The sequence below is a fragment of the Pseudomonas sp. S31 genome (assembly GCF_016648105.1).
Lineage (GTDB): Bacteria > Pseudomonadota > Gammaproteobacteria > Pseudomonadales > Pseudomonadaceae > Aquipseudomonas.
This window is the reverse complement of the sequence record NZ_JACVVE010000011.1, coordinates 36,598-62,997: the sequence shown is the minus strand read 5'-3', so window position 1 is coordinate 62,997 and position 26,400 is coordinate 36,598. Positions and strand designations below refer to the sequence as shown.

The window sequence follows — 26,400 nt, the reverse complement described above, 5'->3', positions numbered from 1 at the left end:
GGTTTACCCGCGAACAGGGATTCAATACTGATACCGCAACAACGCCTGCGGCAAGGCATGCAGGGCGAAGAACGCCAGCAACGCCACGCACGCCGGTACCACCAGCCACCACACCCGCTGCGGCAGTGCCGTCAGCGGTGCCCGATACTGCACCAGGGTCAGGCTCAAGGCGCAGACGCAGCAGGCCAGCAAGGCCCCAGCGAGGATATCGGTCGGCCAGTGCGCCCCCAGGTACACCCGCGACAGGGCGATCGACAGCGCCGGCACGCAACCCAGCAGGATCCAGGTCAGGCGCATGCGCGGTGGCTGGCCACGCCCGGCCAGCACGGCCATGACCAGGAAGAAGGCGAACGATGCCGAGCTGTGCCCGCTGGGCATGCTGTAGCTGGTCAGCGGGTCGCTGAGGACTTCTGGCCGGGCCCGGGCGAACAGCCACTTCAAGGTACCGTTGGCGATGGCCGTACCCATCAGCGCGCCGCCGGCGAAGAAAGCATGGCGCCATTGCCGCGCCAATAGCAGCAGGCCGGTCAGCAGGCCGCCGAGAAAGAACTGGGTACGAAAATCACCCAGGCGCGTCACCAGGACCATGGTGCCGTCCAGTGCCTGGCGGCGGTGTTCCTGCACCAGGGTCATGATGCCCTGGTCCAGTTCATGCAACAGCGGCCAGCCGAGGAACACCCCGGCCAGTGCCAGGAAACTCAGGCCGGCGATCAACCGGGTGCCGTGGCGGCGGTCGCGGACGCTGCTGTTCAGGCTCAACCCGACCACGACTGCCAGGACGCCGGCGACCGCAGCAGCTTCCGGCCAGAAGCCTTCGGGCAGGGGCAGGCGCATGGCCGCACCGGTGGCCCAGCCTGGCATCAGATACACCACCGACCAGCCGGCACCCGCCAGCAGGCTGACAGCGATGAAGCGCGGCAGCGGCATGTCGAACATGCCCGCGACCATTGGCAGCATCGGCCGCAGTGGGCCGATGAATCGGCCTACCAGAAGGCTGGCGATGCCATAGCGCTGGAAGTACGTCTCGGCGCTGCCGATCCATTCCGGGTGGTGGCGCAGCAACGGCAGGCGGCGGATGTTCTGGTGGAAATACTTACCAATGGTGTACGAAAGCGCGTCACCCAGCAGGCCGCCGAGAAAGCCCAGCAACAGGGTTTCGCCCAGGCCCAGGGCGCCGCTGCCGGCCAGCACGGCCACGGTGAACAGCAGTACCGTACCCGGTACGATGATGCCGGCGATGGCCAGGCACTCCACGCAGGCCACGATGAAGATTGCCAGGCCAAGCCACTCGGGGTTGGCCCCGAGCCAGTCGGTCAGGCTGTCGAGCCATTGGCCCATGGTTCAGCTTCCTTGTTCGAGAATGAAGAAGTCGCGCCCTTCGACTTGCCCCCGGCGCAGCGGGTTCCGTGTGCAGAAGCGAGCGTATTCGGCGTCGACGAAGCGGTACGGCAGGTGCTCGTCGCGGCCATGGGGAATGCCCAGGCGGGTGCTCTGGATCACGCGCGGCACGGCGATGGCGCAATCCTCGACGTACAGGCGCTCGGGGTCGAAGCGCTGCGCGTCCCACTGCGGCACCTTCAGGTCCAGGGCGCGGCACAGCAGGGTCTGGCCGGCGCACAGGCGTTCGGCCGGGCGCAGGTTGCCGCTGGCGTCGGGGTTGTTGAGTTGCATCTGCGCCAGGCTGTTGGCGTCGGAGATGGCGTCGACCCAAGGGTAGGCGGACTTGATCAGCACCGCGTTGCCCGGGCCGTGGGCGCTGAAGTTCAACGAATCGCCGCCACGGGCGTAGTACATGTAGATGTGCCCGCCGTCGAGGAACAGCGCCTTGCGCTTCTCGGTGTAGCCCAGCGAGGCGTGGCTGCCCTTGTCGGTCAGGTAGTAGGCCTCGGTCTCGATGATTCGCGCGGCCAGCCACAGGTCGCCGTGACGGTGGCGGATGACCTTGCCGAGCAAGGCCCTGGCCAGGGTCTGGGCGTCACGGTCGAAGAAACTGTCGGGCAGGGCGCGGGCAGGGCAGGGGCTGGGTGCTGGCATGCGGGCGATTCGTGGCGGTAAAGCCGGGGATGATAGCAATGAATGCCTTGATCGAGGCCTAAACGAGACATTTCGATAAGAGCGGTTACATCTTTCCTACAAGATGCTGCACAGCATTTTCGACCATCCGCCACCCGCCGCTGGGCGTATACCTGCGCGACAGTTATAATCAGCCGATTTCCCCTTCGCCAAGACACCGCACCCATGACTGAGTCCGTTCTTGACTACATGACCCGCCTGGGTCGCGCCGCCCGCCAGGCTTCCCGGGTGATCGCCCGCGCAAGCACTGCGCAGAAGAACCGCGCCCTGCAGGCCGCCGCCGACGCGCTGGACGCCGCGCGCGCCGAGCTGGCCGCAGCCAACGAACTGGACCTGGCCGCAGGCCGCGCCAACGGCCTGGAGCCGGCGCTGCTCGACCGCCTGGCCCTGACCCCGGCGCGCATCGACGGCATGATCACCGGCCTGCGCCAGGTGGCCGGCCTGCCGGACCCGGTCGGTGCCATCCGGGACATGAGCTACCGCCCGTCGGGCATCCAGGTCGGCAAGATGCGGGTGCCCCTGGGCGTGATCGGCATCATCTACGAGTCGCGCCCGAACGTGACCATCGACGCTGCCAGCCTGTGCCTGAAGTCGGGCAATGCCACGATCCTGCGGGGCGGCTCCGAGGCCATTCACTCCAACCGCGCCATCGCCACCTGCATCCAGCGAGGCCTGGCCGAAGCCGGCCTGCCAGCGGCCGTGGTGCAGGTGGTCGAGACCACCGATCGCGAAGCCGTGGGCGCGCTGATCAGCATGCCTGAGTTCGTCGACGTGATCGTGCCGCGCGGCGGCCGTGGCCTGATCGAGCGCATCAGCCGCGACGCCCGCGTGCCGGTGATCAAGCATCTCGACGGCATCTGCCATGTCTACGTGGCCGCACAAGCGGAGCTGGACAAGGCCTGGGCCGTGGCCTTCAACGCCAAGACCTACCGCTACGGCATCTGCGGCGCCATGGAAACCCTGCTGGTCGACCAGGCCGTGGCCGCCGACTTTCTGCCGGAAATGGCCCGCCGCTTCGTTGAGAAGGGCGTCGAGCTGCGTGGCTGCGAGCGCACCCTGGCGATCATCGACGCCAAGCCGGCCAGCGAAGACGACTGGCACACCGAGTATCTCGACGCGATCCTGTCGATTCGCGTGGTCGACGGCCTGGACCAGGCCATCGAGCACATCAACCACTATGGCTCGCACCACACCGACTCGATCATCACCGAGCATCAGGGCCAGGCCCGCCAGTTCATGGCCGAGGTCGATTCGGCGTCGGTGATGCTCAATACCCCGACCTGCTTCGCCGACGGTTTCGAGTACGGCCTGGGCGCCGAGATCGGCATCTCCACCGACAAGCTGCATGCCCGTGGCCCGGTCGGCCTGGAAGGCCTGACCTGCGAGAAGTACGTGGTGATCGGCGACGGCCAGCTGCGCGGCCAGGGGACCTGCTGAGTTGAGCAAGGCCCCGGCAGCCCGGCGTATCGGCATTCTTGGCGGCACCTTCGACCCCGTGCACATCGGCCACCTGCGCAGCGCGCTGGAGGTGGCCGAGTTCATGGCGCTCGATGAGCTGCGCCTGCTGCCCAACGCCCGTCCGCCGCACCGCGACACCCCGCAGGTGTCGGCCCAGGATCGCCTGGCCATGGTGCGCGGCGCGGTACAGGGGGTCGAATGCCTGAGCGTGGATGCCCGCGAACTGGCCCGCGACAAGCCGTCCTACACCATCGATACCCTGGAGTCGCTGCGTGCCGAGTTGCACGCCGACGACCAGTTGTTCCTGGTGCTGGGCTGGGACGCCTTTTGCGGTCTGCCGGGTTGGCACCGCTGGGAAGAGCTGCTGCAACACTGTCACATCCTGGTGCTGCAACGCCCGGATGCCGACGTAGAACCCCCAGACGAGCTGCGCAACCTGCTGGCTGCGCGCTCGGTGAGCGACCCCACCGCCATGTCCGGCCCGGCGGGGCATATTTCGTTCGTCTGGCAGACCCCGCTCGCGGTGTCCGCCACGCAGATCCGACAGCTGCTGGCCAGCGGCAAATCGGTGAGGTTCCTGGTGCCGGACGCCGTACTGGCCTATATCGAGGCGCACGAACTGTATCGTGTGCCTAACTGACGGTGCCCCACGGCGCCTCATCCAACGAGTTGAAGAGTTTTATATGAGCAAGCAGAAAATCAATGGCGAAGCACTGGTCAAGCTGACCATCGCCGCCCTGGAAGACGTCAAGGCCCAGGACATCCAGGTCATCGACGTGCGCGAAAAGCACAGCCTGACCGACTACATGATCATCGCCACCGGTACCTCCAACCGCCAGATCAACGCGATGCTGGAAAAGGTCCGTGAAGCGGTCAAGAAAGAAGGCGCGCAGCCGCTGGGCGAAGAAGGCAAGGGTGACAGCGACTGGGTGCTGCTGGACCTGAACGACGTCATCGTGCACATGATGACCGCCGCTGCCCGCCAGTTCTACGACCTGGAGCGCCTGTGGATGGGTGCCGAGCAGAGCCGTGCCGCCGATGCCAAGCACCACAGCCCGGAGAACGCCAGCGACTACTTCACCGACAAGCTCAAAGACCGGGAATAAGGAAACGCCGTGCGTCTGCGCCTGATCGCGGTTGGCTCGCGCATGCCCAAGTGGGTCGAGGACGGTTGGCATGAATATGCCAAGCGCCTGCCCCAGGAGCTGTCGCTGGAGCTGGTGGAAATCCCGCTGAACACTCGAGGCAAGAATGCCGACGTCGCCCGCCTGATCCGTCAGGAGGGTGAGGCCATGCTGAGCAAGGTCCAGCCTGGGGAACGCATCGTCACGCTCGAGGTCCATGGCAAGCCGTGGAGTACCGAGCAGCTGGCGAGCGAACTGGATCGCTGGCGCCTGGATGCGCGCACGGTCAATCTGATGGTGGGAGGCCCGGAAGGGCTGGCGCCGGAGGTCTGCGCACGCGCCGAGCAACGTTGGTCGCTGTCGCCACTGACCCTGCCGCACCCGTTGGTAAGGATACTCATCGGCGAGCAGATCTACCGCGCCTGGACCGTGCTGTCCGGGCATCCTTACCACAAATGAGCCTGTAAGCCGTCCGATGTCGCAGCCGATCCGTCTCAAGGACCACGAGAAAGACGCCCGCCTGGTGCGCAACCGCGTCGTGGTCGGCGCAGTGGCGGTCATGCTGCTCATCTGCGTGCTCATCGCGCGCCTGTACTACCTGCAGATCATCCAGTACGACTATCACTCCACGCTGTCGGAGAACAACCGGGTGCACGTGCAGCCGATTCCGCCGACCCGTGGGCTGATCTTCGACCGCAACGGCGTGATCATCGCCGACAACCGGCCCAGCTTCAGCCTGTCGATGACCCGCGAGCGTGCGGGCGACTGGCAGCAGGTGCTGGATACCATCGTCGAAGTGCTGGAATTGACCGCCGACGATCGCGCACTCTTCGAAAAACGCATGAAGCAGGGGCGCCGGCCATTCGAGCCGGTGCCGATCCTGTTCGAACTCAACGAAGAACAGATCGCCCGCGTGGCGGTCAACCAGTTCCGCCTGCCTGGCGTCGAGGTGGTAGCGCAGTTGGTCCGGCATTACCCGCAGGGGGCGCATTTCGCCCATTCGGTGGGCTATGTCGGGCGCATCAACGAGAAGGAACTGAAAACCCTCGACCCTGTGAACTACAGCGGCACCCACCACATCGGCAAGACCGGCATCGAGCGTTTCTACGAGGCCGAGCTGCACGGCCAGGTCGGTTACGAGGAAGTCGAGACCAACGCCCGCGGCCGTGTGTTGCGGGTGCTCAAGCGCACCGACCCGAAGCCGGGCAAGGACATCGTGCTGAGCCTCGACATCAAGCTGCAGGAAGCCGCCGAGGCTGCCCTGGGCGGGCGCCGGGGCGCAGTGGTGGCGCTCGATCCGCGCACTGGCGAAGTGCTGGCGATGGTCAGCCAGCCGAGCTTCGACCCCAACCTGTTCGTCACCGGCATCAGCTTCAAGGCCTATGCCGAGTTGCGCGACTCGATCGACCGGCCGCTGTTCAACCGCGTGCTGCGCGGCCTTTACCCACCCGGCTCGACCATCAAGCCGGCGGTGGCCATCGCCGGCCTGGACAGCGGCGTGGTCAATGCCAGCAGCCGGGTGTTCGACCCGGGCTACTACCAGCTGCCCAACTACGATCACAAGTACCGCAACTGGAACCGCACCGGTGACGGCTGGGTCGACCTGGACACCGCGATCATGCGCTCCAACGACACCTACTTCTACGACCTTGCGCACAAGATGGGCATCGATCGGCTGTCCAGCTACATGAACAAGTTCGGCATCGGCCAGAAGGTCTCCCTCGACATGTTCGAGGAGTCCGCCGGCCTCATGCCGTCCCGCGAATGGAAGCGCGCCACCCGGCGCCAAGCCTGGTTCCCGGGCGAAACGCTGATTCTCGGCATCGGCCAGGGCTACATGCAGGCGACGCCGCTGCAACTGGCCCAGGCCACCGCGCTGATCGCCAACAAGGGGGTGTGGAACCGCCCGCACCTGGCCAAGACCATCGAGGGCCAGCCACCGGTGGACGAGAACCCGATGGACAACATCGTCCTGCGCGACAAGTCCGACTGGGGCAAGGTTACTCACGGCATGGAGCAGGTGATGCACAACGCCCGGGGCACCGCACGCAAGGCCGCGGCCGGCGCCCAGTACCGCATCGCCGGCAAGAGCGGCACCGCCCAGGTGGTGGCGATCAAGCAGGGCGAGAAGTACGACCGCAACAAGCTCCAGGAGCGCCACCGCGACCACGCCCTGTTCGTCGCCTTCGCCCCGGCCGACGATCCGAAGATCGCGGTCTCGGTGATGGTCGAGAACGGCGAGTCCGGGTCCGGTGTCGCTGCCCCCGTGGTACGCCAGGTCATGGACGCCTGGCTGCTCGATGAAAGTGGCCATCTCAAGCCCGAGTTCGCGCCCGCCACCGTCGCCCAGGAAACGGCCCCGTGAAGAACAATTTCGATCGCATGCTCTCCAGCGAGGACGTGATGCGTCGACGCGCCAGCTTCCTGCAGCGCATCCACGTCGACGGCCCCTTGCTGATCATTCTCCTGACCCTGGCCGCCGGCAGCCTGTTCGTGCTCTATTCGGCCAGCGGCAAGGACTGGGACCTGCTGCTCAAGCAGGCCAGTTCGTTCGGCATCGGCCTGGTGTCGATGTTCATCATCGCCCAGCTGGAGCCACGGTTCATGGCGCGCTGGGTGCCCCTGGCCTACCTGGCCGGGGTATGCCTGTTGGTGGTGGTGGACGTGATGGGCCACAACGCCATGGGCGCTACGCGCTGGATCAACATCCCCGGGGTGATCCGCTTCCAGCCTTCGGAATTCATGAAGATCATCATGCCGGCGACCATCGCCTGGTACCTGTCCAAGCGCACCCTGCCGCCGCACCTCAAGCACGTTGCGATCAGCCTGGTGCTGATCGGCGTGCCGTTCATCCTCATCGTGCGCCAGCCCGACCTCGGTACCGCGTTGCTGATTCTCGCCTCCGGGGCTTTCGTGCTGTTCATGGGCGGCCTGCGCTGGCGCTGGATCCTCAGCGTGCTGGCGGCGGCGGTACCGGTGGCGGTGGCGATGTGGTTCTTCGTGATGCACGACTACCAGAAACAGCGCGTGCTGACCTTCCTCGACCCAGAAAGCGACCCGCTGGGCACCGGCTGGAACATCATCCAGTCCAAGGCTGCGATCGGCTCCGGTGGGGTGTTCGGCAAGGGCTGGCTGCTCGGTACCCAGTCACACCTGGACTTCCTGCCCGAGAGCCATACCGACTTCATCATCGCCGTGCTCGGTGAGGAATTCGGCCTGGTCGGCATCTGCCTGCTGTTGATCGTCTACCTGCTGCTGATCGGCCGTGGGCTGATGATCACCGCACAGGCGCAGACCCTGTTCGGCAAGCTGCTGGCGGGCAGCCTGACCATGACCTTCTTTGTATACGTGTTCGTCAATATCGGTATGGTCAGCGGCCTTCTGCCCGTGGTGGGCGTGCCGCTGCCCTTTATCAGCTATGGCGGAACTTCGTTGGTGACGCTGCTGTCAGCGTTTGGCGTTCTGATGTCGATCCATACGCACCGCAAATGGATCGCGCAGGTTTGAATAAGGTGAAGAATTTCATGCAAGCAGTGCGTAACTGGGCTGCCCGTTGTGCGCCGTGGATCGGTGCGGTGGGCCTGTTCGGCGCTGTCCAGCAGGCGCAGGCCGGCGACTACGATGGCTCGCCGCAAGTGGCCGAATTCGTCGGTGAGATGACCCGCGACTACGGCTTCGCCGGTGAACAGCTGATGGGCGTGTTCCGTGAAGTGCAGCGCAAGCAGTCGATCCTCGACGCCATTTCGCGGCCTGCCGAGCGGGTCAAGCCGTGGAAGGAATACCGGCCGATGTTCATCACCGATGCGCGCATCGCCCGCGGCGTGGACTTCTGGCGCCAGCACGAGGCCGCGCTGGCGCGTGCCGAGCAGGAATACGGCGTGCCGGCCCAGTACATCGTCTCGATCATCGGCGTGGAGACCTTCTTCGGCCGCAACACCGGCAACTATCGGGTGATCGATGCACTGTCGACCCTGGGCTTCGATTATCCGCCGCGCGCCGAGTTCTTTCGCAAGGAGTTGCGCGAGTTTCTCCTGCTGGCCCGCGAAGAGCAGCTCGACCCGCTCACCCTCAAGGGGTCCTACGCCGGTGCCATGGGCCTGCCGCAGTTCATGCCGAGCAGCTTCCGCAACTACGCGGTGGACTTCGATGGCGACGGCCACATCAATATCTGGAACGACCCTGACGATGCCATCGGCAGCGTCGCCAGCTATTTCAAGCGCCATGGCTGGGTGGCTGGCGAGCCGGTGGTGAGCCGCGCCCAGGTGCTCGGCGAACGCGCCGACGAGGGCCTGACGACCGGCATCGAGCCGGTCAAGACCGTCGGGGAGTTGCGAGCGCTGGGCTGGTCGAGTCATGATGCGCTGCGCGATGATCTGCCGGTTACCGCCTTCCGCCTGGAGGGCGACAACGGCCCCGAGTACTGGATGGGCCTGAAGAATTTCTACGCGATCACTCGCTACAACCGCAGCGTGATGTATGCCATGGCGGTGCATCAGCTTGCGCAACAGCTGGTCCAAGCACGGGGCGTCAAGTAATGCGCGCAATCATCTCTGGCAACTCCTTCAAGCTGCTGACCTGCCTCGCCGTCGGCGTGCTGCTCGCCAGTTGCTCTTCGAGCCGCCCGACCCAGCAGCAGAGCGGCAATGTGGTCCGCAGCCAGCCGGGGCTCGATATCAACCGTGCCCACAAGGACGGCGCGCCGTGGTGGGACGTGGACGTGAACAAGATTCCCGACGCCACGCCGACCGTGCACACCGGCGCCTACAAGGCCAACCCCTACACGGTGCTGGGCAAGACCTACTACCCGCTGCAGCAGTCTGCCAACTACCGTGCCGAGGGTACCGCCTCGTGGTACGGCACCAAGTTCCACGGGCAGAACACCGCCAACGGCGAGCTGTACGACCTGTACGGCATGAGTGCGGCGCACAAGACCCTGCCGCTGCCGGCCTACGTGAAGGTGACCAACCTGGCCAACGGGCGCAGCGTGATCCTGCGGGTCAATGACCGTGGCCCGTTCTATTCCGATCGCATCATCGACCTGTCCTATGCCGCGGCGAAGAAGCTCGGCTACGCCGAGATCGGCACCGCCCATGTGCGGGTCGAGGGCATCGACCCGCAGCAATGGTGGGCCCAGCGTGGCCAGCAGCCGCCACTGGTGCTCAAGGAGCCGCAGGTGGCCCAGGCCCAGGCGGTGCCGGCCAGCACCGGGCGCGTCGAACAATGGACGCCACCGGCACAGCAGCACGCGGCGCCGGTAGTGCCGGTGCAGGTCGGCGGCAACGCCGTGCCGGGCGCCAATGGCGGCAGCTTCCTCCAGGTGGGCGCTTTCGCCAACCCGGACGCCGCCGAGCTGCTGCGCTCGAAGCTGAGCACCATGGTCAGCGCGCCGGTCTTCATCAGCTCCATCGTGCGTAACCAGCAGACCCTGCACCGCGTGCGCCTGGGGCCGATCAACAGCCAGGGTGAGATCCAGCAGGCGCAGGACAGCATTCGCTTGGCGAACCTTGGGCAGGCCAAGCTGGTCACAGCTGACTGAACGTGTCGCCTGTTTCGCGGGCAAGCCCGCTCCCACATTGAGATCCAGTCCTGTGGGAGCGGGCTTGCCCGCGAAGCAGGCCACGCCAAACTGTCGGTTTTGTCATGAATTGCAACGCCTGCCCATGTACAATGACCGCTTTTGCCCGCAGCGACATAACGCCGCATTTGCCGGGCGAGGCGGCAGCACAGCCGCAACAACTAGACTGACTGGCGCTGGGCACATGACGTGGCCCAGGGAACATCAGACCATTAGCGATTTTCGAGAGACGGATGAACATCACCAACCTTGCCAAACGCCTTTGCCTGCCCGTACTGCTGATGATCATGCCCGCTGCCTTCGCAGCGGAGCAAATGATGCCGGCGCCACCGCAACTGGCCGCCAAGTCCTACGTGCTCATGGACGCCTCCAGCGGCAACGTGCTGGTCGAGAACAACGGTGACGAGCGCCTGCCACCGGCCAGCCTGACCAAGCTGATGACCGCCTACATCGCCACCCTGGACATCCGCCGTGGCCAGATCGGCGAGAACGACCCGGTCACCGTCAGCGAAAACGCCTGGCGCACCGGTGGTTCGCGCATGTTCATCAAGGTCGGCAGCCAGGTCACCGTCAGCGACCTGCTGCACGGCATCATCATCCAGTCGGGCAACGACGCCTCGGTCGCCCTGTCCGAGCACATCGCCGGCAGCGAAGACGCCTTCGCCGACATGATGAACAAGACTGCCGCCGACCTGGGCATGAGCAACAGCCACTTCATGAACCCGACCGGCCTGCCGAACCCTGAGCACTACTCGTCGGCCCACGACATGGCCCTGCTGGCCCGCGCGATCATCGACATCGACCCGGCCCACTACGCCATCTACTCGCAGAAAGAGTTCTTCTGGAACAACATCAAGCAGCCCAACCGCAACCTGCTGCTGTGGCGCGACAAGACCGTCGACGGTCTGAAAACCGGCCACACCGAGGAAGCCGGCTACTGCATGGTGGCTTCGGCGGTACGTGACGGCCAGCGCCTGATCGCCGTGGTCTTCGGCACCAACAGCGAACAGGCCCGTGCCGCCGAGACCCAGAAGCTGCTGACCTACGGTTTCCGCTTCTTCGAAACCCAGACCTTCTACCAGAAGGGCACCGAGCTGACCCAGGCCCCGGTCTGGAAGGGCGCCACCGGCCAGGTCAAGGCGGGTCTGGCCAACGACCTGACCCTGACTATGCCTAAAGGCCAATTGAAGCGCCTGGTCGCTTCGATGACCATGAACCCGCAGCTCACCGCACCGATCGCCAAAGGTGACGTGATCGGCAAAGTGGAAGTCAAACTGGACGAGAAAGTGGTTCACAGCGCCGACCTGATCGCCCTCGATGGCGTCGAGGAAGGTGGTTTCTTCCGCCGTATGTGGGATAGCATCCGTCTATTCTTCTACGGGTTGTTCAACTGATACGTGACCTGCATGCCCCCGTGTATCCCGCGGGGGCGTTGTTGTTGCCACGGCTTACGAGGCCGTTTCCGCCATGAGCGAACCTGACGTCAAGTCGCACAAGATCGAATTCCCCTGCGCCGATTACCCGATCAAGGTCATCGGCGACACCGTGGTGGGTTTCAAGGACACGGTGATCGACATCCTTTGCCAGCATGCTAAGGTCGACCTTTCCACCCTGGCCGAGCGCCAGAGCAAGGAAGGCAAGTACACCACCGTACAGCTGCACATCGTCGCCGAAAGCGAGAACCAGCTGCACGACATCAACAGCGCCTTGCGCGCGACCGGCATCGTGAAAATGGTGCTCTGATGGCATCCTGCCTCGGTATTCGCCAGCTTGGCCTGCAGCCCTATGAACCGGTGCTGGAGGCCATGCGTCGTTTTACCGAGCAGCGCGGCCCGGACAGCCAGGACGAAATCTGGCTGGTCGAACACCCCGCGGTCTTCACCCAGGGCCAGGCCGGCAAGGCCGAACACCTGCTGGTGCCGGGCGATATCCCGGTGGTGCAGACCGACCGCGGCGGCCAGGTGACCTACCACGGCCCCGGCCAGCTGGTGGCCTACCTGCTGCTGGACGTACGGCGCCTGGGCTTTGGCGTACGCGACCTGGTCAGCCGCATCGAGCGTGCACTGATCGACCTGTTGGCCAGCTATGGCGTTACTGCCCTGGCCAAGCCCGATGCCCCGGGCGTGTATGTCGACGGAGCGAAAATCGCCTCCCTCGGCCTGCGAATCCGCAATGGCCGTTCTTTCCATGGCCTTGCCCTGAACGTGGACATGGACCTTGCGCCATTCCGCCGAATCAACCCCTGTGGGTATGCGGGGCTGGCCATGACCCAGCTGCGCGACCTGGCAGGCCCGATCGAACTCGACGAGGTCAGGACAAGGCTGCGCGGACAGCTGGTCAAGCACCTCGACTATGCTGAGCAGACGACCCTGACGGGCGGAATCGACTGATTATGACAACTGTGCAAGAAGCCGTGCCGAACCTGATACCTACCGTAGATGCCACCCCGCGCTCCGCGCCGAAGAAGGTGGAAGCCGGTGTGAAGCTGCGTGGCGCCGAGAAGGTGGCGCGCATTCCGGTGAAGATCATCCCCACCGAAGAGCTGCCGAAAAAACCTGACTGGATCCGCGTACGCATTCCGGTATCCCCGGAAGTCGACCGTATCAAGCAACTGCTGCGCAAGCACAAGCTGCACAGCGTCTGTGAAGAGGCCTCCTGCCCGAACCTGGGCGAGTGCTTCTCCGGTGGCACCGCGACGTTCATGATCATGGGTGATATCTGCACCCGTCGCTGCCCGTTCTGCGACGTGGGTCACGGCCGGCCGAAGCCGCTGGACCTGGACGAGCCGAAGAACCTCGCCGTGGCCATTGCCGACCTGCGTCTGAAGTACGTGGTGATCACCTCGGTGGACCGCGACGACCTGCGTGACGGTGGCGCCCAGCACTTCGCCGACTGCATCCGCGAAATCCGTGCGTTGTCGCCCGGCGTGCAGCTGGAGACCCTGGTCCCGGACTACCGTGGGCGCATGGACGTCGCCCTGGAAATCACCGCGCAGACCCCGCCGGATGTGTTCAACCACAACCTCGAGACCGTACCGCGCCTGTACAAGGCTGCACGCCCAGGTTCGGACTACGACTGGTCGCTGGACCTGCTGCAGAAGTTCAAGCAGATGGTCCCGCACGTGCCGACCAAGTCGGGCCTGATGCTTGGCCTTGGCGAAACCGACGAGGAAGTGATCGAAGTCATGCACCGCATGCGCGAGCACGACATCGACATGCTGACCCTCGGCCAGTACCTGCAGCCGTCGCGCAGCCACCTGCCGGTACAGCGCTTCGTGCACCCGGACACCTTCGCCTGGTTCGCCGAGGAAGGCTACAAGATGGGCTTCAAGAACGTCGCCTCCGGCCCGCTGGTACGCTCCTCGTATCACGCCGACCAGCAGGCCCACGAAGCCAAGATCAAGCTCTGATCCGGGCGTGAGCCGCAGATGCCGATGCACGCCGTGAGGTGGCATCGGCATTTTTGTTTATGCTGTGCTTGATAAGGAGCCGCGATGAACTGTGCCGAAACCCTCGAATCCCGTTTGCCCAAGGCGTTGTCCGCAGAGGGCTGCATTGCCGTGGTGGCGCCGGCCGGGCCGGCGCGGCTGGATGTGCAGAAGGCGCAGCGATGGTTCGCCGAGCGTGGTTATCGCTGCAAGCTGTACCCGAGCGTCAGTGCCAGCGAAGGCTACTTGGCCGGTAGCGACGCGCAACGCCTGCAGGATCTGCACGATGCCTTTGCCGACCCGGCTATCGACGCCATCCTGTGCATGCGTGGGGGGTACGGCAGCATGCGCCTGCTCGACCGCCTCGACCTCGATCTGATCCGCCGCCACCCCAAGCCCTTCGTCGGCTACAGCGACGTCACGGCATTGCACACGGTGTTCAACCGTGCGGGGTTGCTGACCTTCCACGGTGCGATGCTCAACGCCGACCTGCTAGGCGCCAAGCAGCAACCGACAGAGTCTTCTTTCATGGCGCAGCTGGGGGGGCATGTTCGCCAAGGTGATGCCATTGCCCATCCTGCCGAGTTTCCCTTGAGCTGCGTGGTACCGGGTGTGGGCAGCGGGCGCCTGCTGGGTGGCAACCTGTCGATGCTGGGGGCGACCCTAGGCACGCCGGCCGAGCTGGACTGCGAGGGGGCGATCCTGTTCATCGAGGACGTCAACGAGCCGCTGTATCGGGTCGACCGCTTGCTGACCCAGTTACGCCTGGCGGGCAAGCTGCAGGGCCTCAAGGGTGTGTTGGTGGGGGATTTCGCAGGGATCACGGTGGCGGCCATGACGCCGCTGCTGCTGGAGATCTTCGGGCCGCTGGGCGTGCCGGTGCTGGCGGGGTGGCGCAGTGGGCATTGTGATCCGAACGTGTGCCTGCCGTTGGGGGCGAGGGTGATACTGGACAGTGCGCGACAGACACTGGTGTTGGGTCAGGGCTTGTTCAAGGCTTGAGATTGCCGGGGCTGCTTTGCAGCCCATCCGGCCGGTCCGGCGCCCCGGCAAGGCCGCTCCTACAATGGACCTGCGTACGCCATCCCAAATGGGCTTGTGCACGCCGTCTCAAATGGACCTGTGCACGCTGTTCCCTGTAGGAGCGGCCTTGTGCCGCGAATGGGGCGCAACGCGCCCCTCTGCGGGCTCACTGGCGCCGCAAGCTCTCGAGCAGCTTCTGGGTCGGATACCCATCCGCCGGCCATCCCAGCCCTTGCTGGGCATTGCGAATCGCCTTGCGGGTGTTGGCGCCGATGATCCCATCGGCGTTGCCCGCATCATGCCCGCTGGCATTCAACAGGTTCTGCAACTCCATGCGCTCGCTGCGGCTCAGCGGCAGGTCTTCCTTCGGCCAGCTGCCGGAAATGAAGCCCCAACCTGAGAACCGGTCACCCAGCAGGCCCACGGCCAGGGCGTACGACGACGAGTTGTTGTACTTGAGGATCGCCCGGAAGTTGTCCAGCACCAGGAATGCCGGGCCACGGGCGCCGACAGGCAGCAGCAGGGCAGCGGACAGCTGGTTGCTGCCGGCGGGTAGCTGGGTGCCGGCTGGCAGCTTCACGCCCATCTGCAACCATTCGCTGACCGGTTTGCGCGTGGCGCCGTCAGCTTGCCAATAATCGAAACCGGACGGCACCTGCACCTCGAAGCCCCACGGTTGGCCGGTCTTCCAGCCCGAGCTCTGCAGGTAGTGCGCCGTCGAGGCCAGGGCGTCGGGGGTGCTGTTCCAGATGTCGCGCCGACCGTCGCCGTCGAAGTCGACCGCATGGGTGTTGTAGGTGGTTGGAATGAACTGTGTCTGGCCCATGGCGCCGGCCCACGAGCCACGCATGGCGTCGGGCTGGATATCGCCGTGCTGGAGAATCTGCAGGGCGGCGATCAGCTGGTCCTGGGCGAATTGTGGGCGACGGCCCTCGTAGGCCAGGGTGGCCAGCGAGCGGATCACCGACTTGCTGCCCTGGAACTGGCCGAAGTTGCTCTCCATGCCCCAGACCGCGACCAGTACCTGGCGATCGACACCATAGCGCTGCTCGATGCGCGTCAGTAGTTCGGCGTTGTCTTGCAGCAGGCTCTTGCCCTTGCGCACGCGCACGGGCGAGAGGGCGCCTTCGAGGTATTCCCACACCGGGCGGGTGAATTCGGGTTGGCTGCGGTCGGCCTTGATCACGTCCATGTCGGGCGTGACGCCGAGGAACGCGCGGTCGAACAGGCTCGCGGTGATACCGGCCTGCAGGGCTTGCTGGCGGAAACCGGCCTGCCATTGGGCGAAGGTTTGCAGCGGTTGGATTTCGGTGCTGGTGTCAGGGGTGGTGCTGGGCAGGGTTACCACGGGTGCGGGCTGGGCGGGTGCCAGTGGCAGGGCGTCGGCCGCGGTGGGTTTTTCCGCGCAGGCGACAAGCAGGATGAAGCTCGAGGCTGCGATCAGCTGGCGGGATTCCCAGCGAGGGAGAAGACTGAAGAGCATGCACAGATCCAGGATTTCAGGTCAGGTGAAGACCATATCATGCCTGCGCTCGCGATGCTTTCATGCGGCCAAAAAGTAAGAAGCCTCCCAATCTCTCGATTGGAAGGCTTCGCGGCGGTAGCTGCCTTTGCCTTTCTCCGGTCGTTCCTGGCGGCAGCGGAACAGGGGTTGGGCGACGATCGACTTGGCCTTGTTCGGGCCGTGCTTTTTCGGCTTTTTGCTCATGGCGGGTTCCCCCTAGGGTTGGTTTCGGGGCGCACTTTAGGGCCTGGCGAGGGGAGGGGCCAATTGATTGTGTGTATGGATGAGATATTGGGGCTGCTTCGCAGCCCTTCGCGGCACAAGGCCGCTCCTACAGAGTCCGCGTGAGCCGGTGAATGTTGGCTTGCGCGATCGGTGTAGGAGCGGCCTTGCCGGGGCGCCGGACCGGCCGGATGGGCCGCAAAGCGGCCCCAGCTATTCCGGAGGCAGAACCAGCCGCTGCCCAGCCATCAATAAAGTCAGCCGCGCCAGCCCGGTCCACGGTGAGCCCTCGGCCTGCCCCTTGATCTGTGCATCGATGCGCTGGGCATCCTGCAGCAATTGGGCCCAGCGCCGCGCCGAGAGGCGTTGCAAGGCCTTGCTGACCAGGGGCCGGCGCTTGTCCCACACCGGAGGCCGCGCCTGGCTGAACGCCTTGTCCAGCGGCACACCCTGGCTGAACTGCTGGGCCAGGCCGGCCAGCAGACGCAGCTCACGAGCCAGCGCCCACAGGATGACCGGTGGCTCGACGCCCTCGCCACGCAGGCCTTCGAGCATGCGCAAGGCATGCGCGGCTTCGCCATTGAGCACGGCATCCACCAGGCCGAACACGTCGAAACGGGCACTGTCGGCCACGGCCGATTGCACGGTCTCGACGGTGATCTGATTACCTTCGGCGAGCAGCTTGAGCTTTTCGATTTCCTGCGCGGCGGCCAGCAGGTTGCCTTCGACCCGTGCGGCGATCAGGTCGACCGCGTCCCGCTGGGCCGACAACCCGGCCTGAGCCAGGCGCTGGTTGATCCACTGCGGCAATTGCTGGGCGTCCACCGGCCAGATCTGAATGAACTGGCAGTGCGCGCCCTCGATCAGCGCCTTGCCCCACTTGGTCTTCTGCGCGCTGCCATCGAGCTTGGGCAGGCTGACCAGCAGCAGGGTGTCCTCGGCGGGGTTGGCGCAGTACTCCATCAGCGCTGCGGCGCCCTTGTCGCCGGGCTTGCCCGAAGGCAGACGCAGCTCCAGCAGGCGGCGCTGGGCGAACAACGACAGGCTGTTGCCGGCCTGCAGCAGCGTGCCCCAGTCGAAGTTGGCGTCGGCGCTGAATACCTGGCGTTCGTCGAAGCCCTGCTGGCGTGCCGCGTTGCGGATGGCGTCGGCGGCTTCCTGGCACAGCAGCGGGTCGTCGCCGCTGACCACATAGACCGGTGCCAGGCTGCCTTGCAGATGCTTGTTGAGTTGGGCGGGGGCGAGCTTCATGGGGAATGGGCGGGGCACCGGAGTGCCCCGCATCGGCTCAGTTGGCCGGGATTTCCAGTGGCGATTGCTGTGGCGTCTCGTCCTGCTGGCGACGGGCGGCTTCCAGGGCTTCGGCCTCGGCCTTGGCGCGGGCATCGGCTTCCTGTTGCAGCTGGTCGAGCTGGGCTGGGGTCAGCATCTGCAGGCGTACGACCATGCTCTGGACCAGGTCGCGACGCATTTCTTCGCGGGCCTGGGAGGCTTCCTGGTCGGAGCCGGTAATGTTGTCGCCGTCATGCACGTAGATCTTGCGCACTTCCAGCTTGTCGCTGAGCAGCTCCAGGTTGTTCAGGCCGAGGATGCTGTAGTTCAGCACGGTGGTCAGCTCGTACTCGGTCGAGCGGCTACCGGCACTGTAGGTGGCGGCGCGCTGGGATTCCTGCTCGTTGGTCAGGACCAGGCGATACGGGGCGGCGGTGGTCAGCTTGACGCCGCTGCGCTCGAGCACTTCGCGCAGCTGTTTCACGGTGTCGCCATAGGCGTTGCGTGCGCTGACGTCCATTTCCTTCAGGCTGAGTTCGGTGGTGCCGGTGCCGCGCAGCTGGAAACCGCAGGCGCTGAGCACGAGAGCCAGGCCCATTACCAGCAGATTGCGTTTGATCATGTTGTTGCTCCCTTTTGAGCCTGTTCCGCCCGCCCGCAAGGCTGCGGGCGGGCGTTGCCATCAGTTGGCGACGATGTTGACCAGCTTGCCCGGCACCACGATGACCTTGCGGATGGTCAGGCCATCGATGAAGCGCAGGACATTCTCGTTGCTGCGGGCGGCGGCTTCGATTTCCTCACGGCTGGCGGCGGCGGGCATTTCCACCTGGCCACGCAGCTTGCCGTTGACCTGCACCACCAGGGTGACGCTGTCCTGTACCAGGGCGCTGTCGTCGACCACCGGCCAGGTGGCGTCGATCACGGCCTCGGCGTGGCCCAGTTGCTGCCACAGCTCGTGGGAGATGTGCGGGGTGATCGGTGCCAGCAGCAGGGTCACGGCCTCCAGGCCTTCCTGCAGCAGGGCGCGGTCCTGAGCGGTGGCCTGCGGGGCCTTTTCCAGCACGTTCATCACGGTCATCACCTGGGCGATGGCGGTGTTGAACTTGTGGAACTGGCCCACGTCGGTGCTGGCTTGCTTGATCGCGGCGTGGATGGCGCGGCGGATGGCCTTCTGCGCGTCGTCCAGAGCGGCGATGTCCAGCTGGCCCGGCAGGCCCTGGCCGACATGGGCCTGGGCCAGGCGCCAGACGCGGCGCAGGAAGCGGCTCGCACCCTCGACGCCGGAGTCGGACCACTCCAGGCTCATGTCGGGCGGCGAGGCGAACATCATGAACAGGCGGCAGGTGTCGGCGCCGTACTGGTCGATCATCGATTGTGGGTCGACGCCGTTGTTCTTCGACTTCGACATCTTCTCGGTGCCACCTATTTCCACCGGCAGGCCGTCGGTCTTCAGGCGGGCGCCGATGATCTTGGCCTTGGCATCGCGCTCGACTTCGACGTCGGCTGGGTTGAACCAGTCCTTGCCGCCGTTGCTGGCCACGCGGTAGTAGGTCTCGGCGACCACCATGCCCTGGGTCAGGAGGTTCTTGAACGGCTCGTTGGAGGTGACCAGGCCTTCGTCACGCATCAGCTTGTGGAAGAAGCGCGCGTACAGCAGGTGCAGGATAGCGTGCTCGATACCCCCGATGTACTGGTCGACCGGCAGCCAGTGGTTGGCCGCTTTCGGGTCGACCATGCCACCTTCGTAGTTCGGCGAGGCGTAGCGGGCGAAGTACCAGGACGACTCGACGAAGGTGTCCATGGTGTCGGTTTCGCGCTTGGCCGCAGTGCCGCATTTCGGGCAGGTGCACGCGTAGAATTCGGGCATGCGCGCCAGTGGCGAACCGGCGCCGTCCGGCACCACGTTCTCTGGCAGGGTGACCGGCAGCTGGTCTTCTGGCACCGGCACATCGCCGCAGGACGGGCAGTGGATGATCGGGATCGGGCAGCCCCAGTAGCGCTGGCGGCTGATGCCCCAGTCGCGCAGGCGGAACTGGGTGCGCGACTTGCCGAGTTCCTTGCGGATCAGGGCGGCCTCGATGGCGTCGAAGGCGCCGGCGAAGTCCAGGCCGTCGAACTCGGCGGAGTTGATCAGCTGGCCGTGCTCGCCATAGGCGGCCTGCCACTCGCTGCCGACTTCATCGCCAGCGCTGGTGCGCACCACGGCCTTGACCGGCAGGTTGTACTTGTGGGCGAACTCGAAGTCGCGCTCGTCGTGGGCCGGCACGGCCATCACCGCGCCATCACCGTAGTGCATCAGCACGTAGTTGGCGACCCACACCGGCAGCTTTTCGCCGGTCAGCGGGTGTTGCACGAACAGGGAAGTGGGCATGCCCTTCTTCTCCTGGGTGGCCATGTCGGCCTCGGCAACGCTGCCGCTCTTGCATTCGTCGATGAACGCCTGCAGCGCCGGGTTGCCCTGGGCGGCCTGGGTGGCCAGCGGGTGCTCGGCGGCGACTGCCACGTAGGTGGCGCCCATCAGGGTGTCCGGACGGGTGGTGAAGACCTTCAGGGTGCCTTCGTGGCCGATGCTGGCCTGGTCGAACGGGAACTGCACTTCCATGCCGCGCGACTTGCCGATCCAGTTGCGTTGCATGGTCTTGACCTGCTCAGGCCAGCCCGGCAGCTCGTCGAGGCTTTCCAGCAGCTCGTCGGCGTAGTCGGTGATGCGGAAGTAGTACATCGGGATTTCGCGCTTCTCGATCAGCGCGCCCGAACGCCAGCCGCGGCCGTCGATGACCTGCTCGTTGGCCAGCACGGTCTGGTCGGCTGGGTCCCAGTTCACGGTCCCGTTCTTGCGGTAGATGATGCCTTTCTCGAACAGGCGGGTGAACAGCCACTGCTCCCAGCGGTAGTAGTCCGGCTTGCAGGTGGTGACTTCACGCGCCCAGTCGATGGCCAGGCCCAGGCTCTTGAGCTGGGTCTTCATGTAGTCGATGTTTTCGTACGTCCACTTGGCCGGGGCGACGTTGTTCTTCATCGCGGCGTTTTCCGCCGGCATGCCGAAGGCGTCCCAGCCCATCGGCTGCAGGACGTTCTTGCCGAGCATGCGCTGGTAGCGGGCAATCACGTCACCGATGGTGTAGTTGCGCACGTGGCCCATGTGTAGCTTGCCGCTCGGGTACGGGAACATCGACAGGCAGTAGTACGTGTCCTTGCCTGGCTGTTCGGTAACAGCGAACGATTGTTGCTCGTCCCAGAACTTCTGGGCGGCGGCTTCGATATCACGGGGCGTGTATTGTTCGTGCATGGCTACTTTATGCTGAGAGAGAAGAGACCTTGTTCCAGGCAGCGGAACCTCGCTGCGTCCGGCACTCCGGTGTCGTGAGAGTGAACGCCGTAGCATACAGCAGCGCCGCGTATCGTGGGAAACCCTGATTGCGAATGCCCGCTTGTCGCGGCGTCCGGCTGCTTTTTGCAGTGACGCTAAGCTCACTTGTGGGGGAGATATTCTTATCTTCAATGAGGTGAACGGATGGGAGAGACGCAGCTACCCGCAATCAAACCGGAGCTTTACGAACGCCTGATCGACCGTCTTGGCCTGGCCCTGGAAGTGGCCCGGACATCGGTGCGATTGCGTGATGAGATGCCAGCAGAGCTGGAGTTGCGCGGCCTTAGCCACGCAGAGTTCGAAGTGATCAAGGCCTACCTGGATTCCCTCCCGGAACGCCGCAATGCCTGTGCCGGTGCCTACCCGCAAGCGGAACCGACCTCGGCGAAGATCATCTGGCTGAAGGACAAGAGACGCCCCGCCAGCACGGCGAGATCCAGGACGCTGCCGCATCGCTAGCCGTTCAGGACCCGGCGCAGGCCATCGCGCCCCGGTACTCAATACACTTCCCACGAAACGGCGCCGGCGACATCTTGTTGCCCGGCGCCGTTCCTCTTAGGCTGCACGCCTTCCATGGAGGTGTGCCGATGCCGATTCGCTTTTTCATCAAACAATGGCTGTTGCCACCCGGGCTGTTGTTCCTGCTGTTGCTCGCCGCCTGGTGGCTGCGTGCCCGGCGCCCGCGGCTGGCGGCGCTGTGCTTCGCCCTAGGCCTGGGTGGCCTGTGGCTGATGAGCCTGCCGCTGGTGGTGCAGGAGTCTGCCCGGGTGCTGGAAACCGAGCCGCCGTTGCCGCTGGCGGACTGGGCGGTGCTGGCACAGCGGGCGGACGCCATCGTGGTGCTGGGGGCCGGGCGCGAGCGCGGCGACATGGCCTGGGGTGGCGACGACCAGCCGACCGCCACGGCCCTCGAACGCATGCGCTTCGCCGCGCGCCTGGCCAAGGCCAGCGGCTTGCCATTGCTGATCAGCGGTGGGCTGCACTTTGGCACGCCGCCGAGCGAGGCGCAGTTGATGGCCGATCGCTTGCGCGAGGATTTCGGGGTCGAGGTGAAGTGGAAGGAAGAGGCCAGCCGGACCACCTGGGAAAATGCCCAGTTCACTGCCCACATGCTGCAACCGCTGGGCATTCGCCGGGTGGTGCTGGTGACCCAGTCTTGGCATATGCAGCGTTCGCGCTGGAGCTTCGAGCGGGCGGGGTTCGAAGTGGTGCCGGCGCCGATGGGGTTCCTGGGTGGCGACCACGCCCGCCCGTTTGCTGGGCTGCTGCCCGAGAGCCGGGCGATGTGGCAGAGCGGGCAGTTGCTCAACGAGGCGGTTGGGTTGCTGGGGTATCGGTTGTTCTATTGAGGCTGGTGGTGTAGCTGCCGGCCCTTTCGCGGGTAAACCCGCTCCTACAGGGAACTGCGGCATACCTGTAGGAGCGGGTTTACCCGCGAAGAGGCCGGAACAGGCGACCTCAAACGGTCTTGGCGATCCGGCCTGCCAGCAGCGCCCAGCCAAACAGCAGCACGCAGACGACCGCCAGCGGCCACGAGCGCCATTGTAGGTAAGGCGTCAGTTGCTGCATCGGCACCACCTCGCCATACAGCACGGCCCGCTCGAACTGCGGAATCTGCGTGGTGATGCGCCCGAACGGGTCGATCAGCGCGGTCACTCCGTTGTTGGTGGCGCGGATCATCCAGCGGCCCGCCTCCAGCGCGCGCATCTGCGCCATCTGCAGGTGCTGCAGCGGGCCGATGGACTTGCCGAACCAGGTGTCGTTACTGATCGTCAGCAGCAGGTCGCTGCGCGCTGCCAGGCCCGCGGCGAACTCGGGATAGACCACCTCGTAGCAGATGAACGGCGCGATCTGGTAGCCCTTGGCTTGCAGCAACGGCTGGTCTTCCGGCCCACGGGCGAAGTCCGACATCGGCAGGTTGAAGAACTCGATTGCGCCACGGAGCATGTCCTGCAGCGGCACGTACTCGCCGAACGGCACCAGCTTCTGCTTGAGGTAGGTGCCGTCGCCTTCGCCGGCGACGGTCACGCCGTTGTAGTAGCGGCGCTGGTGGTGCACCACCTCGCGCACCGGCACCCCGGTGATCAGCGCCGAATGCCGGTCGGCGGCGAAACGGCCCATCACATCGATGTAGCCCTGGGCCTGGTCCTTGAGCACTGGCACGGCGGTTTCCGGCCACACCAGCAGGTCGACCGGCTTGGAACTGAAGCTCATGTCGCGGTACAGCGCCAACTGCGCATCGATGTGCGCCGGGTCCCACTTCAGGTCCTGCTCGACGTTACCCTGCAGGGCCGCGACCTTGAGCGGCTCGCCCGCAGGCTTGGTCCAGGCATGGCCCTTGAGTGCCAGGCCCGTGGCCCACGGCGCCAGCAGCAACAGCACGCCCACGGCCAGGAACGACGGGCGCATGCGCAGCCGATGCAGGTTGCACAGCAGCGCGGCGGTCAGCGCCAGGGCGAAGGACACCAGCCAAACGCCACCCAGTGGCGCCAGCCCGGCCAGGGGGCCGTCGAGTTGGCTGTAACCGGCATACAGCCAGGGGAAGCCGGTGAGGAACCAGCCGCGGAAGGCCTCCTGCAGCAGCCACAGGGCGGCAAAGCACAGGGCATCGGCCAGGGGCGCCTCGTTGCGGCGCAGCCAGCGGGCCCAGAGCCAGGCGGGCAGGGCGAAGAACCAGGCCAGTGCGGCGAAAAATGCCAGCAGCAGAAGGATCGCCAGCAGCGGCGAGGCGCCGCCGTAGGTGTTCATGCTGACGTAGATCCACCAGGTGCCGGCGCCATACAGGCCGAAGCCGAAGCACCAGCCACGGCCCATGGCCTGGCGCGGGCTGAGCTCGCGCAGGCCGAGGTAGAACAGGGCGATCGACAGGATGGCCAGCGGCCAGATATCGAACGGCGCCAGGGCCAGGAGGGTGGAAGCGCCGGCCGCCACGGCCAGCAGGTTACCGGGCCAGCCGGGGCGGGTGATCCAACGCATGATTGTCCTTAGCGGGTGATCGGGGTCAAACGCAGCAAGTGTATCCGCCGGCTGTCGGCATTGAGAATACGGAACTTGTAGGCGCCGATCTCGGTGGTCTCGTTACGCTTGGGCAGGTGGCCGAAGGCGCTCATCACCAGGCCGCCGACGGTGTCGAACTCATCGTCGGAAAATTCGCTGTCGAAGAACTCGTTGAAGTTCTCGATCGGCGTCAATGCCTTGACCAGGAAGTCGCCGCTGGGCAGCGGCTTGATGTAGCTGTCTTCCTCGACGTCGTGCTCGTCCTCGATGTCACCGACGATCTGCTCGAGCACGTCCTCGATGGTGACCAGGCCGGCCACGCCGCCGTACTCGTCGATGACGATGGCCATGTGGTTGTGGTTGGCGCGGAACTCGCGCAGCAGCACGTTCAGGCGCTTGGACTCGGGCACGAAGGTGGCCGGGCGCAGCAGGTCCTTGATGTTGAAGCTGTCGCCGTTTTCCTTGAGGATCAGCGGCAGCAAGTCTTTGGCGAGCAGGATGCCGAGCACATCGTCATGGCTCTCGCCGATCACCGGATAGCGCGAGTGCGCGGCGTCGATCACTGCCGGCAGGAACTCGCGAGGCGACTGGTGGGCCTTGATGCTGATCATCTGCGAGCGGGGCACCATGATATCGCGCACCTGCAGGTCGGCGACCTGGATAGCGCCCTCGACGATGGTCAGCGCTTCGCTGTCGAGCAGCTTGTTCTGATGGGCTTCGCGCAGCAGCTCGAGGAGCTCCTGGCGGTTTTTCGGCTCATGGGCAAAAGCCTGGGTCAATTTACCCAGCCAGGACTTTTGCCCGTTGCTCGATCGGTCTTCGCTCATGGCGGTTACTCGTGATCCTTTGCAATATCAGTGAGTGATGGAATCGGTGTGGTCATCGGCATACGGGTCGGGGTAGCCCAGTTCGGCAAGCAATTGCCGTTCCAGTGCCTCCATTTCCTCGGCCTCGTCGTCTTCGATGTGGTCGTAGCCCAGCAGGTGCAGGCAGCCGTGGATCACCAGGTGGGCCCAGTGGGCCTGCAGCGCCTTGCCTTGCTCGGCCGCTTCGCGCTCGACCACCGGTACGCAGATCACCAGATCGCCAAGCAGCGGGATGTCGAGCAGTTCGTCGGGCACGTCGGCCGGGAACGACAACACGTTGGTCGCGTAGTCCTTGTGCCGGTACGTATGGTTGAGCTCGCGGCCTTCGGCCTCGTCGACCAGGCGAATGGTCATTTCCGAGTCGGCGCTGCGCTGGCGCAAGGCAAGCTCGCACCAGCGGCGGAAGGCCTCGTCATCCGGGGCAGCGGCATCCGTGGCCCGTTGCAGGTCGAGTTCAAGCATCTTTGCCGCTGACCTCGGGCTTGGCCTGGCGGGCATCGAAGCGGTCGTAGGCTTCGACGATGCGCTGGACCAGTGGGTGACGGACCACATCCTTGGGCTGGAAGTGGGTGAAGCTGATGCCCGGTACATCCCTGAGCACTTCGATCACGTGGGCCAGGCCCGACTTGGTGCCGCGTGGCAGGTCGACCTGGGTGATGTCGCCGGTGATCACCGCGGTCGAGCCGAAGCCGATACGGGTGAGGAACATCTTCATCTGCTCGAGCGTGGTGTTCTGGCTCTCGTCGAGGATGATGAAGCTGTTGTTCAGGGTGCGGCCACGCATGTAGGCGAGCGGAGCGATCTCGATCACCTGGCGCTCGATCAGCTTGGCCACGTGCTCGAAGCCGAGCATCTCATACAGGGCGTCGTACAGCGGGCGCAGGTACGGGTCGATCTTCTGGGCCAGGTCGCCGGGCAGGAAGCCGAGCTTTTCGCCCGCTTCGACGGCCGGGCGCACCAGCAGGATACGACGCACCTGCTCGCGCTCCAGGGCATCGACGGCGCAGGCCACGGCCAGGTACGTCTTGCCGGTACCCGCCGGGCCGATGCCGAAGTTGATGTCGTTGGCCAGGATTTCCTTGACGTAGCGCTGCTGGTTGACGCCGCGCGGGCGGATGTTGCCCTTGCGCGTGCGCAGCGAGACGCTGACTTCGTTGACCGCCGGGTTGTCGATGTTCTCGACCGTGGATTCCTGCAGATACAGGTGCACGGTTTCCGGTGACAGCTCGGTGGCCTTGGCCTCACGGTAGAGGCGGCGCAGCAGCTGTTCGGCGGCGGAGGTGGTCTTGGGTTCGCCGATCAGTTCGAACTGATTGCCGCGGTTGCGGATCTCGATGGCCAGGCGTTGTTCGATCAGGCGCAGGTGCTCGTCGAACTGGCCGCACAAGTTGGCGAAACGGTTGGCCTCGAAGGGCTCGAGGATGAAACGATGGGGTTGTATGGGTGCGTTCAAGGTCGTTTTTAGCCGCTCGACGGCAATGAATGTGAA

Annotated in this window: 26 protein-coding genes; 15 read left to right on the top strand and 11 right to left on the bottom strand. The window is 65.2% G+C overall.

Annotated elements, in window-relative coordinates:
* Positions 1–21: 21 nt before the first annotated feature.
* Complete coding sequence (locus IAE37_RS10590) at positions 22–1,338, bottom strand: bifunctional DedA family/phosphatase PAP2 family protein (RefSeq protein WP_201173175.1); 1,317 nt, start codon at positions 1,336–1,338, stop codon at positions 22–24.
* Between the two features lie 3 nt (positions 1,339–1,341).
* Entirely contained in the window at positions 1,342–2,034 is a 693-nt protein-coding gene (locus tag IAE37_RS10585; RefSeq protein ID WP_201173174.1) for a DNA-3-methyladenine glycosylase, read from the bottom strand.
* A 204-nt stretch (positions 2,035–2,238) separates the two neighbouring features.
* Between IAE37_RS10585 and IAE37_RS10580 the strand changes: the two genes are divergently transcribed.
* From IAE37_RS10580 to IAE37_RS10520, 13 genes are all read left to right on the top strand, one after another.
* Entirely contained in the window at positions 2,239–3,510 is a 1,272-nt protein-coding gene (locus IAE37_RS10580) for a glutamate-5-semialdehyde dehydrogenase (protein ID WP_201173172.1), read from the top strand.
* 1 nt (position 3,511) lies between these two features.
* Positions 3,512–4,171, top strand: a complete 660-nt coding sequence (gene nadD / locus IAE37_RS10575) for a nicotinate-nucleotide adenylyltransferase (RefSeq protein ID WP_201173170.1) — start codon at positions 3,512–3,514, stop codon at positions 4,169–4,171.
* Between the two features lie 43 nt (positions 4,172–4,214).
* Positions 4,215–4,637 (top strand): ribosome silencing factor, encoded by a 423-nt coding sequence (rsfS, locus tag IAE37_RS10570; RefSeq protein ID WP_201173167.1) that lies wholly within the window; start codon positions 4,215–4,217, stop codon positions 4,635–4,637.
* 9 nt (positions 4,638–4,646) lie between these two features.
* Positions 4,647–5,114 (top strand): 23S rRNA (pseudouridine(1915)-N(3))-methyltransferase RlmH, encoded by a 468-nt coding sequence (rlmH, locus tag IAE37_RS10565; protein ID WP_196171955.1) that lies wholly within the window; start codon positions 4,647–4,649, stop codon positions 5,112–5,114.
* Positions 5,115–5,130: 16 nt separating this feature from the next.
* On the top strand, positions 5,131–7,020 hold the full coding sequence (gene mrdA / locus IAE37_RS10560; RefSeq protein WP_201173160.1) for a penicillin-binding protein 2: 1,890 nt from the start codon (positions 5,131–5,133) through the stop codon (positions 7,018–7,020).
* 38 nt (positions 7,021–7,058) lie between these two features.
* Positions 7,059–8,162 carry a rod shape-determining protein RodA gene (gene rodA / locus IAE37_RS10555; protein WP_201173334.1) on the top strand — a complete coding sequence of 368 codons (1,104 nt, stop codon included), beginning with the start codon at positions 7,059–7,061 and terminating at the stop codon, positions 8,160–8,162.
* A gap of 5 nt (positions 8,163–8,167) precedes the next feature.
* Positions 8,168–9,190: a lytic murein transglycosylase B gene (gene mltB, locus IAE37_RS10550; RefSeq protein ID WP_201173157.1), complete on the top strand. Its 1,023-nt coding sequence runs from the start codon at positions 8,168–8,170 to the stop codon at positions 9,188–9,190.
* The gene (locus IAE37_RS10545) at positions 9,190–10,191 is read left to right on the top strand and encodes a septal ring lytic transglycosylase RlpA family protein (protein ID WP_201173153.1); all 1,002 of its coding nucleotides are present in this window, start codon (positions 9,190–9,192) and stop codon (positions 10,189–10,191) included. Before mltB ends, IAE37_RS10545 begins: the two co-directional genes overlap by 1 nt.
* A 272-nt stretch (positions 10,192–10,463) precedes the next feature.
* Positions 10,464–11,624: a D-alanyl-D-alanine carboxypeptidase family protein gene (locus tag IAE37_RS10540; protein ID WP_136912749.1), complete on the top strand. Its 1,161-nt coding sequence runs from the start codon at positions 10,464–10,466 to the stop codon at positions 11,622–11,624.
* Positions 11,625–11,697: 73 nt separating this feature from the next.
* Positions 11,698–11,973, top strand: a complete 276-nt coding sequence (locus tag IAE37_RS10535) for a DUF493 domain-containing protein (RefSeq protein WP_133330202.1) — start codon at positions 11,698–11,700, stop codon at positions 11,971–11,973.
* Complete coding sequence (lipB, locus tag IAE37_RS10530) at positions 11,973–12,620, top strand: lipoyl(octanoyl) transferase LipB (RefSeq protein ID WP_201173151.1); 648 nt, start codon at positions 11,973–11,975, stop codon at positions 12,618–12,620. The genes IAE37_RS10535 and lipB overlap by 1 nt, the downstream gene beginning before the upstream one ends.
* A gap of 2 nt (positions 12,621–12,622) precedes the next feature.
* On the top strand, positions 12,623–13,639 hold the full coding sequence (lipA, locus tag IAE37_RS10525) for a lipoyl synthase (protein ID WP_236409898.1): 1,017 nt from the start codon (positions 12,623–12,625) through the stop codon (positions 13,637–13,639).
* An 84-nt stretch (positions 13,640–13,723) separates the two neighbouring features.
* Positions 13,724–14,659 carry a S66 peptidase family protein gene (locus IAE37_RS10520; protein WP_201173148.1) on the top strand — a complete coding sequence of 312 codons (936 nt, stop codon included), beginning with the start codon at positions 13,724–13,726 and terminating at the stop codon, positions 14,657–14,659.
* 187 nt (positions 14,660–14,846) lie between these two features.
* On the opposite strand, the gene IAE37_RS10515 is transcribed toward IAE37_RS10520, so the two are convergent.
* The 5 genes from IAE37_RS10515 to leuS form a co-directional block, all read right to left on the bottom strand.
* Positions 14,847–16,163 (bottom strand): lytic murein transglycosylase, encoded by a 1,317-nt coding sequence (locus IAE37_RS10515; protein ID WP_201173144.1) that lies wholly within the window; start codon positions 16,161–16,163, stop codon positions 14,847–14,849.
* A 60-nt stretch (positions 16,164–16,223) separates the two neighbouring features.
* Entirely contained in the window at positions 16,224–16,388 is a 165-nt protein-coding gene (gene arfA / locus IAE37_RS10510) for an alternative ribosome rescue factor ArfA (RefSeq protein WP_201173138.1), read from the bottom strand.
* Positions 16,389–16,619: 231 nt separating this feature from the next.
* A complete protein-coding gene (gene holA / locus IAE37_RS10505) occupies positions 16,620–17,657 on the bottom strand; it encodes a DNA polymerase III subunit delta (RefSeq protein WP_201173133.1) in 1,038 nt (345 codons plus the stop codon).
* 37 nt (positions 17,658–17,694) lie between these two features.
* Positions 17,695–18,300: an LPS-assembly lipoprotein LptE gene (locus IAE37_RS10500; protein ID WP_201173132.1), complete on the bottom strand. Its 606-nt coding sequence runs from the start codon at positions 18,298–18,300 to the stop codon at positions 17,695–17,697.
* 60 nt (positions 18,301–18,360) lie between these two features.
* The gene (leuS, locus tag IAE37_RS10495) at positions 18,361–20,967 is read right to left on the bottom strand and encodes a leucine--tRNA ligase (protein WP_201173131.1); all 2,607 of its coding nucleotides are present in this window, start codon (positions 20,965–20,967) and stop codon (positions 18,361–18,363) included.
* Between the two features lie 225 nt (positions 20,968–21,192).
* On the opposite strand from leuS, the gene IAE37_RS10490 reads away from it, so the two are divergent.
* Complete coding sequence (locus IAE37_RS10490; RefSeq protein ID WP_133330217.1) at positions 21,193–21,507, top strand: hypothetical protein; 315 nt, start codon at positions 21,193–21,195, stop codon at positions 21,505–21,507.
* Between the two features lie 128 nt (positions 21,508–21,635).
* The gene (locus IAE37_RS10485) at positions 21,636–22,397 is read left to right on the top strand and encodes a YdcF family protein (RefSeq protein ID WP_201173130.1); all 762 of its coding nucleotides are present in this window, start codon (positions 21,636–21,638) and stop codon (positions 22,395–22,397) included.
* 109 nt (positions 22,398–22,506) lie between these two features.
* On the opposite strand, the gene lnt is transcribed toward IAE37_RS10485, so the two are convergent.
* Genes lnt through IAE37_RS10465 form a run of 4 tightly spaced genes read right to left on the bottom strand, consistent with a single transcriptional unit; the run spans position 22,507 to position 26,364 of the window.
* A complete protein-coding gene (gene lnt, locus IAE37_RS10480) occupies positions 22,507–24,024 on the bottom strand; it encodes an apolipoprotein N-acyltransferase (RefSeq protein WP_201173129.1) in 1,518 nt (505 codons plus the stop codon).
* Between the two features lie 8 nt (positions 24,025–24,032).
* Positions 24,033–24,872 (bottom strand): HlyC/CorC family transporter, encoded by an 840-nt coding sequence (locus tag IAE37_RS10475; RefSeq protein WP_201173128.1) that lies wholly within the window; start codon positions 24,870–24,872, stop codon positions 24,033–24,035.
* A gap of 27 nt (positions 24,873–24,899) precedes the next feature.
* The gene (ybeY, locus tag IAE37_RS10470; RefSeq protein WP_201173125.1) at positions 24,900–25,373 is read right to left on the bottom strand and encodes an rRNA maturation RNase YbeY; all 474 of its coding nucleotides are present in this window, start codon (positions 25,371–25,373) and stop codon (positions 24,900–24,902) included.
* Complete coding sequence (locus tag IAE37_RS10465) at positions 25,366–26,364, bottom strand: PhoH family protein (RefSeq protein WP_201173123.1); 999 nt, start codon at positions 26,362–26,364, stop codon at positions 25,366–25,368. Before IAE37_RS10465 ends, ybeY begins: the two co-directional genes overlap by 8 nt.
* Positions 26,365–26,400 lie beyond the last annotated feature (36 nt).

Bases quoted from the DNA above. Each gene is read 5' to 3' on its own strand.
- IAE37_RS10590 (WP_201173175.1), bottom strand. From the start codon at position 1,338: ATGGGCCAATGGCTCGACAGCCTGACCGACTGGCTCGGGGCCAACCCC.
- IAE37_RS10585 (WP_201173174.1), bottom strand. From the start codon at position 2,034: ATGCCAGCACCCAGCCCCTGCCCTGCCCGCGCCCTGCCCGACAGTTTC.
- IAE37_RS10580 (WP_201173172.1), top strand. From the start codon at position 2,239: ATGACTGAGTCCGTTCTTGACTACATGACCCGCCTGGGTCGCGCCGCC.
- rsfS (WP_201173167.1), top strand. From the start codon at position 4,215: ATGAGCAAGCAGAAAATCAATGGCGAAGCACTGGTCAAGCTGACCATC.
- mrdA (WP_201173160.1), top strand. From the start codon at position 5,131: ATGTCGCAGCCGATCCGTCTCAAGGACCACGAGAAAGACGCCCGCCTG.
- rodA (WP_201173334.1), top strand. From the start codon at position 7,059: ATGCGTCGACGCGCCAGCTTCCTGCAGCGCATCCACGTCGACGGCCCC.
- IAE37_RS10545 (WP_201173153.1), top strand. From the start codon at position 9,190: ATGCGCGCAATCATCTCTGGCAACTCCTTCAAGCTGCTGACCTGCCTC.
- IAE37_RS10540 (WP_136912749.1), top strand. From the start codon at position 10,464: ATGAACATCACCAACCTTGCCAAACGCCTTTGCCTGCCCGTACTGCTG.
- IAE37_RS10535 (WP_133330202.1), top strand. From the start codon at position 11,698: ATGAGCGAACCTGACGTCAAGTCGCACAAGATCGAATTCCCCTGCGCC.
- lipB (WP_201173151.1), top strand. From the start codon at position 11,973: ATGGCATCCTGCCTCGGTATTCGCCAGCTTGGCCTGCAGCCCTATGAA.
- lipA (WP_236409898.1), top strand. From the start codon at position 12,623: ATGACAACTGTGCAAGAAGCCGTGCCGAACCTGATACCTACCGTAGAT.
- IAE37_RS10520 (WP_201173148.1), top strand. From the start codon at position 13,724: ATGAACTGTGCCGAAACCCTCGAATCCCGTTTGCCCAAGGCGTTGTCC.
- IAE37_RS10515 (WP_201173144.1), bottom strand. From the start codon at position 16,163: ATGCTCTTCAGTCTTCTCCCTCGCTGGGAATCCCGCCAGCTGATCGCA.
- arfA (WP_201173138.1), bottom strand. From the start codon at position 16,388: ATGAGCAAAAAGCCGAAAAAGCACGGCCCGAACAAGGCCAAGTCGATC.
- holA (WP_201173133.1), bottom strand. From the start codon at position 17,657: ATGAAGCTCGCCCCCGCCCAACTCAACAAGCATCTGCAAGGCAGCCTG.
- IAE37_RS10500 (WP_201173132.1), bottom strand. From the start codon at position 18,300: ATGATCAAACGCAATCTGCTGGTAATGGGCCTGGCTCTCGTGCTCAGC.
- leuS (WP_201173131.1), bottom strand. From the start codon at position 20,967: ATGCACGAACAATACACGCCCCGTGATATCGAAGCCGCCGCCCAGAAG.
- IAE37_RS10490 (WP_133330217.1), top strand. From the start codon at position 21,193: ATGGGAGAGACGCAGCTACCCGCAATCAAACCGGAGCTTTACGAACGC.
- IAE37_RS10485 (WP_201173130.1), top strand. From the start codon at position 21,636: ATGCCGATTCGCTTTTTCATCAAACAATGGCTGTTGCCACCCGGGCTG.
- lnt (WP_201173129.1), bottom strand. From the start codon at position 24,024: ATGCGTTGGATCACCCGCCCCGGCTGGCCCGGTAACCTGCTGGCCGTG.
- IAE37_RS10475 (WP_201173128.1), bottom strand. From the start codon at position 24,872: ATGAGCGAAGACCGATCGAGCAACGGGCAAAAGTCCTGGCTGGGTAAA.
- ybeY (WP_201173125.1), bottom strand. From the start codon at position 25,373: ATGCTTGAACTCGACCTGCAACGGGCCACGGATGCCGCTGCCCCGGAT.